The sequence below is a fragment of the Paenibacillus sp. P36 genome, assembly GCF_045866505.1.
GTDB lineage: Bacteria > Bacillota > Bacilli > Paenibacillales > NBRC-103111 > Paenibacillus_E > Paenibacillus_E chondroitinus.
Genome location: NZ_AP038372.1, coordinates 7,422,203 through 7,435,195, shown reverse-complemented (window position 1 = coordinate 7,435,195; position 12,993 = coordinate 7,422,203). Strand labels below are relative to the sequence as shown.

The 12,993-nt window shown below is 47.9% G+C and carries 16 protein-coding genes; 12 read left to right on the top strand and 4 right to left on the bottom strand.

The genetic code is table 11. From position 1 onward, the window contains the following. Positions 1-2: 2 nt before the first annotated feature. Together ACKTT9_RS32595 and ACKTT9_RS32590 are read right to left on the bottom strand one after the other, a co-directional pair. Entirely contained in the window at positions 3-986 is a 984-nt protein-coding gene (locus ACKTT9_RS32595) for an SDR family NAD(P)-dependent oxidoreductase (RefSeq protein ID WP_407873162.1), read from the bottom strand. 187 nt (positions 987-1,173) lie between these two features. Next, the gene (locus ACKTT9_RS32590; RefSeq protein ID WP_127456591.1) at positions 1,174-1,584 is read right to left on the bottom strand and encodes a hypothetical protein; all 411 of its coding nucleotides are present in this window, start codon (positions 1,582-1,584) and stop codon (positions 1,174-1,176) included. 201 nt (positions 1,585-1,785) lie between these two features. On the opposite strand from ACKTT9_RS32590, the gene ACKTT9_RS32585 reads away from it, so the two are divergent. From ACKTT9_RS32585 to ACKTT9_RS32560, 6 genes are all read left to right on the top strand, one after another. Further along, the gene (locus ACKTT9_RS32585) at positions 1,786-2,547 is read left to right on the top strand and encodes a sulfotransferase domain-containing protein (RefSeq protein WP_407869267.1); all 762 of its coding nucleotides are present in this window, start codon (positions 1,786-1,788) and stop codon (positions 2,545-2,547) included. 21 nt (positions 2,548-2,568) lie between these two features. Further along, positions 2,569-3,600: a glycosyltransferase family 4 protein gene (locus ACKTT9_RS32580; RefSeq protein WP_407869266.1), complete on the top strand. Its 1,032-nt coding sequence runs from the start codon at positions 2,569-2,571 to the stop codon at positions 3,598-3,600. A gap of 22 nt (positions 3,601-3,622) precedes the next feature. Further along, a complete protein-coding gene (locus ACKTT9_RS32575; protein WP_407869265.1) occupies positions 3,623-5,377 on the top strand; it encodes a glycosyltransferase in 1,755 nt (584 codons plus the stop codon). A gap of 119 nt (positions 5,378-5,496) precedes the next feature. Continuing rightward, a complete protein-coding gene (locus tag ACKTT9_RS32570) occupies positions 5,497-6,099 on the top strand; it encodes a hypothetical protein (protein WP_407869264.1) in 603 nt (200 codons plus the stop codon). A gap of 51 nt (positions 6,100-6,150) precedes the next feature. Continuing rightward, positions 6,151-6,543, top strand: coding sequence for a hypothetical protein (locus ACKTT9_RS32565; RefSeq protein ID WP_407869263.1), 393 nt, complete (start codon positions 6,151-6,153; stop codon positions 6,541-6,543). A gap of 12 nt (positions 6,544-6,555) precedes the next feature. Then, a complete protein-coding gene (locus ACKTT9_RS32560) occupies positions 6,556-6,759 on the top strand; it encodes a hypothetical protein (protein WP_407869262.1) in 204 nt (67 codons plus the stop codon). A gap of 15 nt (positions 6,760-6,774) precedes the next feature. On the opposite strand, the gene ACKTT9_RS32555 is transcribed toward ACKTT9_RS32560, so the two are convergent. Together ACKTT9_RS32555 and cysC are read right to left on the bottom strand one after the other, a co-directional pair. After that, positions 6,775-8,082: a glycosyltransferase family 2 protein gene (locus ACKTT9_RS32555; RefSeq protein ID WP_407869261.1), complete on the bottom strand. Its 1,308-nt coding sequence runs from the start codon at positions 8,080-8,082 to the stop codon at positions 6,775-6,777. A 138-nt stretch (positions 8,083-8,220) separates the two neighbouring features. Continuing rightward, positions 8,221-8,841: an adenylyl-sulfate kinase gene (gene cysC, locus ACKTT9_RS32550; protein WP_407869260.1), complete on the bottom strand. Its 621-nt coding sequence runs from the start codon at positions 8,839-8,841 to the stop codon at positions 8,221-8,223. 203 nt (positions 8,842-9,044) lie between these two features. Here cysC and ACKTT9_RS32545 point away from each other — a divergent pair, with 203 nt between their 5' ends. The 6 genes from ACKTT9_RS32545 (at position 9,045) to ACKTT9_RS32520 (ending at position 12,990) form a co-directional block, all read left to right on the top strand. Continuing rightward, positions 9,045-9,335 (top strand): hypothetical protein, encoded by a 291-nt coding sequence (locus ACKTT9_RS32545; RefSeq protein WP_157325869.1) that lies wholly within the window; start codon positions 9,045-9,047, stop codon positions 9,333-9,335. Positions 9,336-9,358: 23 nt separating this feature from the next. After that, positions 9,359-9,709 carry a restriction endonuclease subunit S gene (locus ACKTT9_RS32540; RefSeq protein WP_157325868.1) on the top strand — a complete coding sequence of 117 codons (351 nt, stop codon included), beginning with the start codon at positions 9,359-9,361 and terminating at the stop codon, positions 9,707-9,709. Between the two features lie 68 nt (positions 9,710-9,777). Beyond that, the gene (locus ACKTT9_RS32535; protein WP_407869259.1) at positions 9,778-10,017 is read left to right on the top strand and encodes a hypothetical protein; all 240 of its coding nucleotides are present in this window, start codon (positions 9,778-9,780) and stop codon (positions 10,015-10,017) included. Positions 10,018-10,328: 311 nt separating this feature from the next. Then, positions 10,329-11,138: a glycosyltransferase family 2 protein gene (locus tag ACKTT9_RS32530; RefSeq protein WP_407869258.1), complete on the top strand. Its 810-nt coding sequence runs from the start codon at positions 10,329-10,331 to the stop codon at positions 11,136-11,138. Positions 11,139-11,143: 5 nt separating this feature from the next. Further along, positions 11,144-12,256, top strand: coding sequence for a glycosyltransferase family 2 protein (locus ACKTT9_RS32525; RefSeq protein WP_407869257.1), 1,113 nt, complete (start codon positions 11,144-11,146; stop codon positions 12,254-12,256). Next, positions 12,253-12,990, top strand: coding sequence for a glycosyltransferase family 2 protein (locus ACKTT9_RS32520; protein WP_407869256.1), 738 nt, complete (start codon positions 12,253-12,255; stop codon positions 12,988-12,990). The genes ACKTT9_RS32525 and ACKTT9_RS32520 overlap by 4 nt, the downstream gene beginning before the upstream one ends. Positions 12,991-12,993: the final 3 nt, after the last annotated feature.

Sequence of the window (12,993 nt, the reverse complement as noted above, 5' to 3'; positions counted from 1 at the left end):
CCTTATACGACATATTCATTAGGCCGATACAGCTCGGGATGGTTGTTCATCCACTCAATCGTTCGAGCCAAGCCTTGCACCAGAGGAACGGTTGGCTTCCATCCCATCAAAGCTGCGGCTTTGCTGCTGTCCGAGAAGAGGCGGTCCACTTCGCTTTTTTCCGGCCGTACCCGTTCGCTGGCGATACGCACAGGCAGATCTTTTCCAACAATTTGCTGAATGGTTTGTGCAAGCTCGCCAATGGAGATTTCCGCCCCTGATCCGGCGTTTATTGTCTGCCCAATAGCTGCATCATGGCTGGCCGCACAAATAAAAGCTCTGGCGGTATCTTCTACGAAAGTAAAATCACGGGTCGCACTGAGATTGCCGAGGACGATTTCGGGTTGATGCAGCGCTTGATTAATAATGGTAGGAATGACTGCTCGCATGGACTGTCGCGGACCGTAGGCATTGAAGGGTCTGACCGTTACGACAGGCAGTGAATACGAGCAATAAAAGCTTTCAATGATCTTATCGGCGCCGATCTTACTTGCGGAGTAGGGGGATTGGCCTTGCAGCGGATGCGTTTCATCCATAGGCACATAACGTGCGCTTCCGTACACTTCGCTGGTGGAGGTGTGAATCAGTCTCGCTGTCCCTAAATCCAAGGCGGCTTGCGCGATATTTAGGGTGCCAATGACATTGGCTTGCACAACATCCGTGGGATGTTGATAAGAATAAGGAATAGCGATCAGCGCTCCTAAATGAAAAATGGCATCCATGCCTTTCACGGCACGATAGACGCCATGAGGATCACGCAAATCTCCTTTGACGACGTCAATTTCCTTTTGAATATCACGGGGCAGTTGATCGAGAAAACCGCGTGAATTCGTTGAGTTATATCGAATAAAGGCTCTGACCTTCGCACCTTCCGCAACTAGCTGGTGTACGAGATGGCTGCCGATAAAGCCGGCGGCACCTGTTACCAGCACTTGCTTCCCTCTCATCATGAATGAGATCACCCCTTCCAACATATGGTTACAGTCTATTCCCTTTGTTTATGGAAGTAGTGGACTATCCCCCATTGGGAAAGAGGATTAGGAAAAAATAGGTAAAAGCAGGTATGGTGAAAAGACCGCTCCAGCGGATCTTTGAAGATCTTTTGGGGCAGCCTGTTTTATTCAAAGTTCTCCGTTAGCCATACGTATAAGAAATACCGGAGAGTGTAACTGGACCTGTAACCGTTGCCCCAGTTAATAAACCTGGTTCCAATTGTACAGTGAAGGAGTAGCCTTGGTTCGAAGTAGCTGGCACATTGGTATCAATGGCTTGGAAGGAGACGGTTAGTTCTTGCCCAGTGGACAGAAGGGCTTCTTGTCGGGCGGAGAAAATGACGGCGTTGCCACGCAACACGTTAAATAGGAGCACAGGAGCAAGAAGAGTGGAGGAGACACCAACGGTAGCCGTTAGAAGAACTCTGTTGGGTCCTTGTGGAATCGCTAATCCGAATTCTGCGAGTGTGATGGGCGTCGTGGAGACAACGCGATTGAGAGAGCCGCTAGATGATCCGGGAACGCTTGTCCCGATGCTAACAATGTTTGACATGAAAATCACCTCCTTTCCTATATTCTATTAAATTTAATAGAATTTGCTTGGATGGGAGTTGGTCTTTACCATTTTAATGGTAAAATGTGTGACTGTTCTAACTTTGTTAAGGGATATAGACGCATTAACAGGTCAAGTTGGTGCTGTGACACATACGCTAAATCTAAACAATTAAACAAATATTGGGAGGTGCTGCCGATCATGGATGCACGCAGAGCTTATCAGCTTCGGCCCGTTATTTTTTTAAATACGGTTCCCAAAAGTGGAACAAACCTTCTGAATCAGCTGTTGTTAGGCATTCCCGGTTCGGTCATGAACGACTATGTCTTTTATGAGGGCCTGGTTAAGGATTTGCCATTACAAGCTTCAATCCTGAGCAAGGCAGTCCCGAATGATGTGTATATGGGACATGTATACTACTCCCCCGAATGGGCCAAACTCCTTGTCCGGCCTGGCATTAAAACCATCTTTATGATCAGGGATTTACGAGATGTGCTTGTGTCCCTAACGTATTACATCATCGAGAAACTCCCGGATTATCCTATTTATAAGGAGTTAGTCGCCCTGCCAACTCAGAAGGAACGTTATTTACTCCTGATTAATGGACTGGATGACTACCCGAATATTAAAAACTGGTTCGGGGTCTTTCAGGGTTGGTTGTCCGTGCCGGGTATTTTTATCACGACGTATGAAGAGTTGATGATTTCGAAGGCGTCAAGGCGGAGAACGATTACAGCGATGGCGGAATTTTTGTGGAAGGGGAGCGTACCGCCCATGCCGATAGCGAAGTTGGTTCGCAGCATGGAAGCGAATATGGATAGCGGCAGCTCGTTTACTTTTCGCAAAGGTGTTGTAGGCGGTTGGAGAAATGAATTTGACGAAGAGGTTATAGCAGCCTTCAAACGTGTGGCAGGTGATGTATTGATACAAACCGGCTATGAAAAAGATATGCTTTGGTCATAACCGGAGAAATGGAGGTTAACCATGAAAATCGTAATACCTGCGGCTGATTTGCATATCGGTGGCGGTTGTAAGGTATTGGTCGATATCGCCGGAGCCCTTACGAAAAAGGGACATGAGGTTGAGGTCGTCATCCCCAGGACGGCAACCGTGAAGTATAACATTCCTTGCAAGCTGACGATCGTTCCGAAGCTGGAAGCAGACTATATTCCTTATGGTGATATTATTTTGCCTAATTTCTATACCACCTTTCAATCGGCTTTCGAGGCATGGCCAGAACAAACGGTTCGATTAAGCCTTGGCTTCGAGCCGCTTTGGGTACCTAACCGCGAGGCAGCTTTATGGACTTATGCCCAAGATGTCCCGATCCTTTCCATTTCCAGTTGGTTGGATCAGCAAATATTTGATCACGTAGGGCGGCGCAGCACCATAGTATCTCTTGGTATAGACCCTCGCATATTTCGTCCGCAAGGCCCTCGCATTCACCCGCATCCTAGCAAGAAAACAACCAAAGTGATTCTGTACATCGCACGGGACAGGAGAGATTATGCGCTAAAAGGATTTGATGATTTCTATGCTTGTATGGAAATTATCAAAAACGAGTACGCAGGCGATTATATGGTTTATCTGATCTGCCCGGATGGCGCAGTCTCACTCGTGACGTTAGGTATTCCGGAACGCATCTTTTATCCCAAAAATGAATTTGAGATGGCGAAGCTCTTTCGGACAGCCGACGTTTTCGTCGCATCATCTTGGTTTGAAGCCTTCTCGCTGCCTCCCTTGGAGGCCATGGCTTGCGGTACGCCTGTCGTGACGACGAATTCAGGCGGAGTCATGGACTTTTGCTCGCACATGGAAAGCGCATATGTCACCAAACCAAGGGATCCCAGGCAGCTGGCACAGGGCATTTGTGCCGTGTTATCGGACCGCCAGTTGGCGGAAAAACTCGCTTTTGGTGGCAAAGCCAGTGCGGCACGATTAACGAAAGCCCATTTTGAACGCAATATCGTGAACGCATTGGAGGAAATTTACAACAAACGTGCCTCGCTGAACTAAGAACAAGGTAGGTGTTTCAACCGTGAATGCAAATTCGAAAGTCTCCATTGTGATTCCTTTCTATAACTGTGCTTATGTCCGCACAGCGATTGAAAGTGCGCTGAGCCAAACCTATCCGAATATTGAAATCATCGTCGTTAATGATGGCTCAACCCAGCATATGGAGAAAATTGTTCCGTATATGGACCGGATTGTTTATGTTGAAAAAGAAAACGGCGGTACGGCGAGTGCGCTGAATGCCGGTATCCGGCACGCCACTGGCGATTATTTTGCATGGCTTAGCTCCGACGACATGTTTGAGCCAAACAAAGTAGCTAGGCAATTGGCTTTTATGCAGGAAAAAGGGGCTAAAGTCAGCTACACCTCCTATGTTCATATGGATGGGCAGGGGGCCATCTTTGGAGGTCCTTCAGGTATTGGCTGTTCCACCAAAATGGAATTCTATAAAACCATGCAAAAAGGCTGTATTATCAACGGTTGTACCGTGATGCTGCATATGGATGTCTTCCAGAAGACGGGTTATTTTAATGAGACTCGCAAATATACGCAGGATTATGATTTTTGGATGCGAGTCATGAAGCGGTTTCACTTCTTCTATTTAAATGAAAGCCTTGTTCGCTACCGGGTGCACCCCGAAATGGGATCTCGCAAGCATGAAAGCGCAATTGTCAAAGAGATCCAGTCGATTCAAGCCATCTACCGGAAACAGCTGGATGCCTTAATCGCCAAGGAGAGGTTGACGATCACTTTTCCTATTATTACACTCAGCATCGGCGGAGCGCAGAGAATGTTGGCAGAGATGGTCAATGGGCTTGCGGCCAAAGGCCATGACGTTAGCGTTCTGATGCCACCTGAGGGCGTCGTAAACTATACGATTAATGCCAAAATCATCCGCACCAAACAGAACTATATGATTCTTGAAAAAGATTATCCCAAAGCGGATATCATTGTTTCCAATTTCTATACGATTGTACCCGGAGCCCATCAGGCCAGCTTGAACGGAAAAGGCGTGCACGTCCGCTTAAGCCTATGCTACGAGCCTACCTTTCTCCCGGAGAATCAACTTTCTTTCCCTACTTATCATATTTCGAAACACACCGTTGTCCTCTCCAATTGGCAAAAGCAGCTTATTGCACTAAATCACGGTCATCAGGCGCATATTGTGCCGGTGGGCGTCGGTAATGCTTTCAGGAACCTCCATATTCGCAATACGCAGACCCAACTGCAAATATCGGCGATTATGCGGAGGCCGGAGGGCGGTTATTCCTGGCACAGAGAACAGGATTATTTGATCAACCAACTGGAAATGGTGCAGGCCAAGTATCCCCATGTCCGCATCAACCTGATGTCTCCTCCAGAAGAGTTTAGAAGCTCCCCTCTTTTACAGGCGATCAAAGCCAATCATCCAACTTTTCGCTACTTAACTCCCGGGCACGATGGTGCTATGGCCTATCACTATAACGAGACGGATATATTCGTTAACTCTTCTACCTATGACTCTGCCTCACTACCAGGACTGGAGGCTATGCGCTGTGGGGCGGCTCTGGTCACAACCTACAATGGGGGAAATATGGATTACTGCCGGCATGAACAAAACGGTTTGATGTCCTACCGCTATGAGAACCGCTTGGCAGACGATGTCGGCCGGTTGATTGAGGATGCCGATTTGCGCAGAAGACTGGCGGCTGCCGGGGAAACTGAGGCTTCGAAATGGACGTGGGAACGCAGCGTAGATGCCTTTGAAAGAGTGCTATATGATATTCGAGCATCGCGATAGATACCCAGATTTATATTTTTAGGTGATAGTCTAGGACGAGGGTCTATTTCGCTGAGTAGTATAGGAGTGTGATGGAATCCAATTTTTGTTAGGTTATGTAAAAACTTTGGAGGTGCCCTATGTCCCGTATAACAGAAGACAGCGTGGTTAAGAAAACCACTCGCGTTGTTAGGAAAAATGACTGCAGCACGAGGAAAAGAGGCAAGAAAAATAAGTGTCATGTATGCAAGAAAAGATTAAGAAAAAGAACGATCAAGGTCATATGCAAGCAGCCGAAAGCTCCTATTGTCCATGTTACGACGCCTCCAGCAGAAGTCAATGTTCAAACCAATCCCCCCGAAGTCCATGTTACAACCCCGGAAGTTCATGTCACAACACCTCCTCCTATCGTAAACATAGAGACTCCTAGACCCGATGTTCACGTCAAAGTCGAGACACCAAAAACAGAAGTGAAGGTTAAAGTGGATTACCCGGATGAGAGTTGTAACGAAGAGTTGAGAGACTTATTGGAGCAATATTGGGATACAGAGGTTGAACTGTTCACATCAAGCGGAGCAGGTTCTGGGGGAGAGCCGCCAAACCGGATCGGAATGGTTGAGAAAATTGGTAAATCGACGTTAATTCTTCGTCCGACAACGGGGAACGACATGGATCAAATCGTTATTTTCTCGATTTGCCATATCATCGGTTTCAGACCTTATACACCGGTTGTAGCTTCATAACGAACGGTACGGTTAAGTTCATTACAACCCCTTAGAAGGAGGCAATATTAAATGGAAATCGTATTAATTATAGCCGGTAACAGTTATTCTACGCAGCGTGCAGTTATTAACTTGTATGACGCTACGTTAGATTTTCCCGGGCTTGCAATAGGGGCTAAGTTAACACCTGTGCTTGCCTCATTAATGGAAGCTGGATTCACATTAGTCGATTTTGACGGTAACGGTAACGTTACAACGTATTTCTTGGTCCGTGAGCAGGTAACCGCAGGCTGTAATCCGTTAACAGCAGTCGAGGGACGCTTAAATACACAGGTTACTATTCAAACAGGCGCAGGAACAGAGAGCGGTACGCTGATCCTTGTTGGTTCCGATGTCATTGAAATTCTTGAGCCGTCAGGAGATATTCTCCTTATTCCAGCTTCCAGCATTGAATCCGTGATATAAGGAGGAGAAACTATGTCATTCGCAGAGTTACTGGCGAGTTTTATTGGTAGAACGGTTGAGGTGTACTTCACGAGTAATCCGCCTATTATTGGCACATTAGCTTCCGTAGATGATTGTATTTTTACGATACAAATCAATAACACGTATTACTATAGTCCACCAGTAATTGTAACCATCGTGGCGGATCAGATTGATTATGTGCGCGTAGTAGCGTAATCGGAAGGGAGGAGATTACGTCAACGGCTGTGTGTCTCCTCCGTCCCCCCGAAGGAGGACGGTCTGTTCCTTCATCCACTTCATCCAGCCGGCATACTTCTCGGAATGTTGATGCGTAATGCTGGATTGGCGGACTCTCCGATGATAGAGAGGCTCAGGCAGATGCTTCAATCGATGAGCGTGCGACAAGCGGATGATGATTTCGAAATCCTCGTATAACCTACCCTCGTAAGGAGCATTCACCATCCAGCCATGGATGCTGTGAAGGGTCTCAACCCGATAGCATCGAGGTGCTATCGGAAGAGCTCCGGCAAGAAACGCTTCAGCGTTAAATTCAGCAGGTGTCTTGCGTATCCCTCCGAAAATAAGCTGTTTTCGTGCTCCTTCTGTCCACTCGTAATAATCCCCGTACAAGAGTGAAGTATCATGTGCTAGGGTATCAGCCGTGTTAAGCAAACGCCGAATGGCGTCTGGCGGCAGCCAGTCATCGGCATCAAGCTCCAGCAGCCAAGGTGCCTCAGCTACCGATAAAGCAGCATTCAAACAATGGGATTTGCCATAGTTAGCTTGGTTTACATACGTACGAATACGCGGATCTGCGGGTAAGGATGCCAGTTTCATCTGCGTGTTGTCGCTGGAGGCATCATCCATAATAATCAGTTCCCAATCAGGCATGCTTTGTGCAATAACGCTTCGAATCGCCCAAAGGAGATAGTCGGCATTATTGTAGGTGCATATCACGATACTAATGGCGGGAGTTGGCTTTGCTTTCGGCAGGGCAGTGTTTGATCCTGCTTCCAGAATGGGTCTGATCAGGTCCCACTCTTCCTGCGCCTTTTGCCATTTGGGGTAATGTTTGGCCTGGGGCTGCCACCATTTGCTATTGATGGTCTGCCACGACCATTCTCTCTTTAATTGAAACTGATTATCGTAAAGCAAATAATTGGCAAAGGGCAGTTCATCCTTCTCCAGGAAAAAGGGACGGCCACTGGATCGCACTGCGCTTGATCTCCAAACAAGAGGAGGGGAAGAAAGATTGTGCAGGGTATTGGCGGCCCCGCGTTCATAGACAATGCCGGCACAATGCTCCGGCAGCGCTGCAAGCTGTGTGGACAGCTCGGAGATAAAGCTGCTGCTCAGTAAGTCTCCTGCATGCAGAGTCATAAAAAAGGGTTGATCATAAGCAAGTAGATGATCGTTCAAGGCTGCTGCGTCGTAATCATGCAGGAGCATAACGGACCAATTCGGAGCGATATGGGACAGATTGGCTATTGTAGCATCGGTATGAGCTTTGTTGGACGTTCCTAGCACGTAGACCAGCATAGGCGAATAATTCCCCCGATCATCAGCAGGCTTATTGCATTCTATGCGGATGGCAGGGGTGTGGTTCTGCTGAGGGCAAGCTCGCACTAAGAATAGTTGAGCCTATTCATAGGGACTTGTCCCGAGCAGGACACGGACTCAAAGCGTGAAACTAGATTGTGGAGCAATCACTTTATGGACAATGAGATAATCATAGATTCGAGAGGTAGAAGCTTGTAAGGAGTGCTGATCGGACGAAATCACGATTTCGGGTCTACTGGGCTGCTCATAAGGTGCTGAAATTCCCGTAAAGTCAGGAATAACGCCTGCCCGCGCTTTTACATAAAGCCCTTTCGGATCTCGTTTCTCGCAGATTTCAAGAGGGCAATCGATGAAAACCTCGATAAATTCCCCAGCGGCGTATAAGGAACGCGCCAGCTCCCGATCCGCGCGGTAGGGCGAAATGAGAGCAACAATCGTAATGATCCCAGCGTCCATGAGCAGCTTGGCCGCTTCTGCCGTCCTACGGATGTTTTCACTGCGATCATTCGGAGAAAAACCGAGGTTGCCGTTTAAACCATGCCGAAGATTGTCTCCATCCAATACATAAGAACGTATATGTTGGGTGAAGAGCAGTCGTTCCATTTCATAAGCAATCGAAGATTTGCCTGAGCCGGAAAGCCCTGTGAGCCAAAGCACACAGCTTTTGTGGGAATTCAGGTGGTGCCTTTCGCTTCTGGACACGTTGGAAGGCTGCCATTGAATGTGTTTATCGGACAAAGGGTTTCCCTCCTTAGCATGTATTTCTATATGTATATGTTAGAAGAGAATGTCAGGTTCTGGTCTGAAATCCTTATAGGAATCCAATCTGATAGATGAAAAACTAGATTTTGAAAAATTGGATGAATGGGGTGTATTCCCACTTCAACTCAAACCGCATATGTTAATTGGGATAGCCTAAGCGCATGAGGAGGGAAATACACATGCAGGATCAGATTACTTCGATTCTGGAGCATATGGCGAAGTCGCAGCACGAGTTGGCACGTACCCTGGAAGCCAAACGCGAGGTGATTGCTCATATGGCGAAGATGGTTAGTGAAATCCCTGACCATAATCCTTCCTTCGGAGAAATCGAAGCATTAATGGAACATTCCTTGAGTATTACCAAAGGGATAACCAGCTATTTAAACAGTCTTGCCGATTTAGAGGATGCCATCGCGGACAATCTTTCGCCCATTATGAAGGTTATGAAAGAACAACCCGCTGATGAATAAATGAGGGGCAGGGAGTGGAGACATTGAGCAGAAATGATAGTTACTTGTCTTACCTGGATGCTACCGCCAAGATTCAATATAATGTAGCTCTCATTCTGGAGGCTAAGGCGCTGCATGCCGAGAAGTCGCGCAACTGGATATGCCAGCACCTGTCAACAGCCGCCTATGAAAGCAATGCCGAGCATGTGAAACAAGCGGTGGATATCCATGAACAGCTCATCGAGGTGATCGATGGCATTACCAAGATGGAGGTAGCCTTCGCCAAAAACTTGGGCGTACTCATTGCAGAAGAGGATAATTCCAGCCTTGGCGGCAGTGCTGGCGGCGGATTTGGCGATTTGTTCGGAGGTTCAGGCCTCGACTTTAACAAATGAAGATAAATGAAAGAGAGCAGCAGATTAAGCTGGATATACTAGATTCTCTCGCAAGGAGCCAACGGGCCTTGGCCCGAATCATTGAGAGTGTTGCCGATTCGGTAGAGAGTTCGCCGAAGCTGGCCGGTCAAGTTGCTGACAATCTGACAGCTATCGTGAGTTATCAACGGATTTTGACGAGGAAAATCATCGGATTACCGATTCGTGTGAAACAAAAAGGAACGGCCAAACAACCGTGGTTAAACGCGAATACTGGCGTTCTTCAAGGCAAGCGCAAACGCAAGCCCCCCTCTTCTTCGAAGGCATAGAAGAGGATGGGGCTTTTTTACATACACGATGCTAATTTCCTTTTGACTATAAGCGCTTTCATCAAAACCGTAGTAGTCATTCGCCAATTTCTAGCCAAGCTAGGTAAGTGCATATGAATCTGTCCCAAGGCAGTCATACTATAAAAGCAGGTCGAACGTACATGATCCAGTTGCCTTGCAGGCGATCTGTGATAGATGTCCTATTTTGAGCTAGAGATAATACGGGCTTAAACGTATGCCGTGTCCATCGGGATGGATAAACATACAATGGGAACGAAAACGAATGCACATCACAGTGGGAGGGTGTGGACATGAAACAGCGTGGGCAGCGAAAGTTGTTAGTACCCAGGAGGAGAACGAGGCCTGTTTTCAAGCCCATTTCAAATCATCAATCGCCAAAAGTATCTGTCGTCATCCCTGCAATGAACGAAGGGAAGACAATCGCGTCCGTCATTCGTCAAGCCCGATTGGTTCATCCAGCTACAGAAGTCATTGTGGTCGTCAATGGCTCCTACGATGAGACGGAGCGAATCGCCCGCCAGATGGGGGCACGGGTGATTTCATTTAAGGAATCGTTAGGGCATGATGTCCCCCGAGGCATTGGCGCGAGTCATGCGAAAGGGAACACCATCCTGTTCATTGATGCGGATATGGTGATTGCAGCCAAGGATTTGCGGCCATTCGTGCAGGCGGTGGATCGTGGGGTGGATGTCGCGTTAAACAGCTACTCTGGCAAAACAGAGAAGGTGGATGTGCATCCTGTAGTGCTAGCTAAACACGCGCTTAATGTTGCACTTTCCCGGCCAGACTTGCGAGGAGCTTCGATGACGACAATCCCGCACGCTATTAGTCGTAAAGCGCTAAACGAGATTCATGCCGCTAATTTAGCCGTGCCGCCACTCGCTCAGACGATAGCATGTGTGAAAGGACTCACGCTGCACAAGGTTTACAACGTGAATGTGGGTCGGACGAATCCTAGAAAACGAAGAAAATTTAAGGTGGACCCGCTGCAAAATCTTATTCTTGGAGATCACCTCGAAGCCCTGAATTGGCTGCATGAACAGACGAATGAGCGTGGTCAGCTAACGGATTTAACAAGGGACCGAACCTTTGTGGGGTGAAGCTGTTGAATAAACCAGTGAAGAAACGTGTGAAACAAAGGCCAAAAGTGAGAGCCTTGAGAACGCTGAGAACCCCCGTCCCTGTACGCCGCCTGCGCAGGGGCTCCAGACCAACCAGAACAGCAGCGACGCTGTCTGTCGCGTTAAAAAGAAGAGTACACGGAATTGGCGCTCGTTATGCTACGGACCACCCGTTGATCGATGGGGTGGATCCGAACTCGTATATCAACTCCCTATGGTGTTCCTTTTATACATCCGGGGAAATTGGGACGATTTCGGCGGGGCAGTACCTTCCTGTCTCCCGAGCGTTCCTTGAAGGTTATAGCGAGAAGCAGGGGATGCCAACCCCGAATCTCGTACTTGTTCCGACAAGGCAATCCATTGGAGCCGTCATTACGGTCTCTAATGAGGAAAAGACGATTGCGCGCGTGCTGAACGCGCTGGAAAGAATGCCGATGAAGGAAATTATTGTCGTCATTAACGGCTCAACCGACAATAGCGTTCATATCGCCAAGCAGTGCCCAAGGGCAACGATTGTTCATTATCCGAATCTCGTTGGCCATGACGTTGGCAGGTCGATTGGCGCCAAGCTTAGCACAGCCGACATGGTGCTGTTCCTGGATGGTGATATCCCGATTCAAACCGAGGAATTGTTGCCTTTCATTCGAGCCATTGATCAAGGCTGGGATGTTGCTTTAAACGACATTTCCCCTTATATCGGTCTCTTCACACATCGCGATGGCGTGTCTATGGTGAAACAATTCGTTAACCGGGTTCAGGGTCGACCGGAACTGGGTGCCAACTCCATGACGGCGATTCCCCACATGCTTTCCCGCAAAGCGCTCCAGGTTATCGGCAGCGCAGCGTTAATGGTACCTCCTAAAGCGCAGGCGAAGGCAATCCGTTATGGATTGCGTATTTGTGCACCAGCAAGCATCGATGTGGTTACGGCCAACAAACCTACCCGATTGAACACAGGGAGCACGAATCCCATTTCAAATCTGATTGTAGGCGATCATTTGGAGGCCCTCCATATGCTGCTTCATGAACGTGGAAGAAGACTAGAATTTAAGGATGTTCTTCGTACGAGAACTGCTCTGTCGGGGGGATCCATATGAACAGCACAAGTATCATCATCCCAAGCTTTAATGAAAGACAGCTGCTTCTAGATTGCATCTACTCCATTAGAGAACATACACGAATCCCCTATGAAATTATTGTGGTCGACAATGCCTCTACCGATGGGACACTGGATGCTTTGATTCGTGAGCAGGTTCCCTTCGTGTCCTTCTCCGAAAACAAAGGGTTTCCTGCAGCCTGTAACGCCGGCATGAAGCTGGCCAGGGGCAGCTCCGTGCTTTTGCTGAATAATGACGTCCTGCTAACACCTAATTGGTTGGATCATATGCTCACTTGTCTGTATTCTCGACATGATATTGGCATCGTAGGTCCAATGACCAACTATGCCAGCGGTATTCAACAAATGAAAGAGCCCTATACGAATCTACCGGATATGGTTCTGAAGTACAATGTGGGAAATAAAGGGAAATACAAAGAAGTTCAGCGTTTGATTGGCTTCTGCTTTTTATTCAAACGTGAAGTGATGGATAAGATCGGTTACCTGGATGAACAATTCAGTCCCGGGCATTACGAGGATGACGACTACTGCTATCGCGCGAGGAAAGCCGGCTACAAGCTGATGCTGACCGAAGACACCTTTATCTTCCATCATGGCAGCGCCAGCTTCGGCAAGAAAAGCGAAAGCCAACTGCAAGCTATCGTGGAGCGTTCGCGCAAGCTTTTTATAGAAAAGTGGGGCGTAGATCCCCAAGCATTTTTTGAGAAAGCATGATGA

Excerpts from the sequence above, each read along its gene's own strand:
- ACKTT9_RS32545 (WP_157325869.1), top strand. The coding sequence starts at position 9,045 with ATGCAGGATCAGATTACTTCGATTCTGGAGCATATGGCGAAGTCGCAG.
- ACKTT9_RS32530 (WP_407869258.1), top strand. The coding sequence starts at position 10,329 with ATGAAACAGCGTGGGCAGCGAAAGTTGTTAGTACCCAGGAGGAGAACG.
- ACKTT9_RS32565 (WP_407869263.1), top strand. The coding sequence starts at position 6,151 with ATGGAAATCGTATTAATTATAGCCGGTAACAGTTATTCTACGCAGCGT.
- ACKTT9_RS32555 (WP_407869261.1), bottom strand. The coding sequence starts at position 8,082 with ATGCTGGTCTACGTGCTAGGAACGTCCAACAAAGCTCATACCGATGCT.
- ACKTT9_RS32580 (WP_407869266.1), top strand. The coding sequence starts at position 2,569 with ATGAAAATCGTAATACCTGCGGCTGATTTGCATATCGGTGGCGGTTGT.
- ACKTT9_RS32560 (WP_407869262.1), top strand. The coding sequence starts at position 6,556 with ATGTCATTCGCAGAGTTACTGGCGAGTTTTATTGGTAGAACGGTTGAG.
- ACKTT9_RS32585 (WP_407869267.1), top strand. The coding sequence starts at position 1,786 with ATGGATGCACGCAGAGCTTATCAGCTTCGGCCCGTTATTTTTTTAAAT.
- ACKTT9_RS32590 (WP_127456591.1), bottom strand. The coding sequence starts at position 1,584 with ATGTCAAACATTGTTAGCATCGGGACAAGCGTTCCCGGATCATCTAGC.
- ACKTT9_RS32570 (WP_407869264.1), top strand. The coding sequence starts at position 5,497 with ATGTCCCGTATAACAGAAGACAGCGTGGTTAAGAAAACCACTCGCGTT.
- ACKTT9_RS32520 (WP_407869256.1), top strand. The coding sequence starts at position 12,253 with ATGAACAGCACAAGTATCATCATCCCAAGCTTTAATGAAAGACAGCTG.
- ACKTT9_RS32595 (WP_407873162.1), bottom strand. The coding sequence starts at position 986 with ATGAGAGGGAAGCAAGTGCTGGTAACAGGTGCCGCCGGCTTTATCGGC.